The following is a 2,839-nucleotide window of genomic DNA, read 5'->3' as shown; positions in this document are numbered from 1 at the left end:
CGAAGCGTGTCAGCGGGTCGTGGTTGACGACGTGGTGCGCAGCTACCTGCAGAACCTGATTGACCTGCGAATGGTATCGGCGTTGCTAGATCGTCATCGGAAACGGCGTCGGCTTCTGGAACACCATGCCGACGCGAGAGCGCAGAAGGTTGAGATCGAGGCCTTTCGCCAGAACGTTTTCGCCGTCAAGGAGAACCTCGCCTTCGGCCCGCTGGCCGGGATAGAGATCGTACATGCGGTTTAGCACGCGCAACAGCGTCGACTTTCCGCAACCCGAAGGGCCGATGAACGCGGTCACCTGGCCCTCGTACAAGGACAGGGTGACGTCCTTGAGCGCCTTCGACTGGCCGTAGTAGAAATCGAGACCGCGGATAACGATCTTGTCCTTGGACGCGCTCGGCGGCTTGGCCGGCCTTGGGGCATTGGCTTCGTTGCTCATGAGCGAAAACCTTTTGATTCACTTTTGTGTTGTGGAAGCGGAGAGCGCGCGGGCCGCGATGCTCAGGGCAAGCACCGCAAACGTGAGGATGAGCGCGCCGGTCCATGCGAGCCTCTGCTGTTCCGCGTAAGGGCTGCGGGCGAACTCGTAGATGATCAGCGGAAGGCTCGACATTGGTCCGCGCGGATCGAGGGTAAAAAGAGAATTGCCGAGCGCTGTGAAGATCAATGGCGCCGTCTCGCCGGTCATCCGGGCGATCGCCAGGAGGATCCCGGTGATGATGCCGGAGCGCACCGCCTTGTAAGCGATGTGACGGATCACAAGAGAACGCGGCATTCCCAGCGACGAGGCCGCCTCGCGCAGCGTATCCGGCACGAGATTGAGCATGTCCTCCGTGGTGCGCACCATAATCGGCGCCCCGAGAATGGCGAGCGCGACGCCGCCCGCGAGCGCCGAGAAGTGTCCGAAAGGCACGACGAGCAATTCGTAAACGAACAGGCCGACCACAATCGACGGCGCACTCAGCAGAATGTCGTTGATGAAGCGCACCGCGACCGCGAGGCGATCATTGCGACCATATTCGGCCAGGTACGTTCCCGCCAGAATGCCGAGCGGCGCGCCGATAGCCAGACCAATCGCCGTCGTGATGATGCTTCCGACAATCGAGTTCAGGAGGCCGCCGACCACCCCGGGGGGAGCTGTATTCTTGGTGAAGACGTCCAGCGACAGTCCGCCCAATCCGTTCCAGAGGAGGGTGGCCAGAATGATGACAAGCATGGTGAGGCCAAGGCCGGTCGCTCCGTAGGCCAGCGCCGTCCAGATCATGTTGCGCCGCTTGCGCCCGGAATAGAGGTTGGCCATCGACTTCAAGCCTTCAATTCGAGACTGGCCAGCAGCCAGCGGGCGGCCGCAAGAACGATGAATGTGATGACGAACAGGATGAAGCCGAGGGCGAGCAGCGAGGACGTGAACAGACCCGGATCCGCATCGGCGAACTGATTGGCGATCATCGCTGAGATGGTCGTGCCCTGGGCGAGGATCGACGTCTGGATCTTCGTTGCGTTGCCGATGACGAAGGTGACCGCCATGGTTTCGCCGAGCGCACGGCCAAGGGCCAGCATCACGCCGCCGATCACGCCGACCCGTGTATAGGGAAGGATGATGTTGCCGACGACTTCGAAAGTCGTCGCCCCGACCCCATACGCAGCCTCCTTCAGCACAGTTGGAACTGTATCGAACACGTCACGCGAGACGGCCGTGATGAAGGGCAAAATCATCAGCGCGAGCACGAGCCCCGCGGTCAGCACGCCATAGCCGAAAGGCGGTCCCTGGAAGAGAAAGCCGATCAACGGCACATTCCCGAGCGTGTGGATCAGGAACGGCTGGATGTAGGACTGCATCACCGGCCGGAAATAATAGACGCCCCAGATGCCATAGATGATGGAGGGATTGCCGGCGAGCAGCTCAATGGCGACGCCGATCGGCCGGCGCAAGGGGATCCAGCACAGTTCTGTGAGAAAGACCGCGATGCCGAGACCGACGGGAACCGCAATCAGCATTGCGATCAGCGAGGTGACGAGCGTTCCGTAGATCGCGGTCGCTGCGCCGAACTTCTCGCGCGGCGGGCTCCAGGCGTCGGAGATGAAAAAATTGAAACCGAACTCGCGGAAGGCTGGCCACGCACCGAGGAACAGCGAGATCGCGACGCCCGCCAGCAGGATGAGCACGATCAGCGCCGAACCGATCGTCATCCAATAAAAGCTGCGGTCGAGGGCCCTTAACCGCCCGAGCGCGCGTGCCCGGTCCATGGTCGAACTGGGGGCGGCGCTGGCGCCGGACATCGCGGTTGCCGACATTTCGGGTTTCAACTCTGCTGGAGTGTCAAGTACGCACAGAAGTGGGAAACTCGGGCGGGCGGCACGCCGCCGCCCGCCCGCGCATCGTCACTTCTGCTTGATTTCCTTCGCCCAATAGGCCTCGACGAGCTTGACGACATTGTCGGGCATCGGGATGTAGTCGAGGTCCTCGGCCATCTTGTCGCCCTTCTCATACGCCCACTTGAAGAACGAGAGCGCATCGTTCGAGGCCGCGACGTTAGCCGGATCCTTGTACATCAGGATGAAGGTCGCGGCGGTCATCGGCCAAGACTTGTCGCCGGGCTGATTGGCGAGAATCTGATAGAAATCATGCGCATGGGCCCAATCGGCGTTCGCCGCGGCGGCCTGAAAGGATTCGAGCGTCGGCTCGACAACCTTGCCCGCCTTGTTGAGCATCGACGCATGGGTCAGCTTGTTCTGCTTGGCGTAGGCGTACTCGACGTATCCGATCGCGCCCTTGGTGGTCGCGACATTGTTGGCGACGCCATCGTTGCCCTTGGCGCCGATGCCGCCCGGCCAATCG

Annotated in this window: 3 protein-coding genes and 1 pseudogene; all 4 read right to left on the bottom strand. The window is 61.8% G+C overall.

Translation table 11 applies throughout. From position 1 onward, the window contains the following. Window positions 1-88: 88 nt before the first annotated feature. Window positions 89-439 (bottom strand): annotated as a pseudogene (locus ACLP2E_RS08270) (phosphate ABC transporter ATP-binding protein); the annotation flags it as partial. An 18-nt stretch (window positions 440-457) separates the two neighbouring features. Beyond that, window positions 458-1,300: a phosphate ABC transporter permease PstA gene (gene pstA, locus ACLP2E_RS08265; RefSeq protein WP_442465642.1), complete on the bottom strand. Its 843-nt coding sequence runs from the start codon at window positions 1,298-1,300 to the stop codon at window positions 458-460. A 5-nt stretch (window positions 1,301-1,305) separates the two neighbouring features. Next, window positions 1,306-2,295: a phosphate ABC transporter permease subunit PstC gene (pstC, locus tag ACLP2E_RS08260; protein ID WP_442465641.1), complete on the bottom strand. Its 990-nt coding sequence runs from the start codon at window positions 2,293-2,295 to the stop codon at window positions 1,306-1,308. An 87-nt stretch (window positions 2,296-2,382) separates the two neighbouring features. Beyond that, window positions 2,383-2,839: substrate-binding domain-containing protein (locus ACLP2E_RS08255; RefSeq protein ID WP_442465640.1), on the bottom strand; the 457-nt coding region annotated here is incomplete at its 5' end.

Origin of the sequence: Rhodoblastus sp., assembly GCF_052145335.1 — a bacterium.
Classification (GTDB): domain Bacteria; phylum Pseudomonadota; class Alphaproteobacteria; order Rhizobiales; family Beijerinckiaceae; genus Rhodoblastus.
Note: the sequence above shows the minus strand (reverse complement) of the source record. Positions and strands in the feature narration are given on the sequence as shown.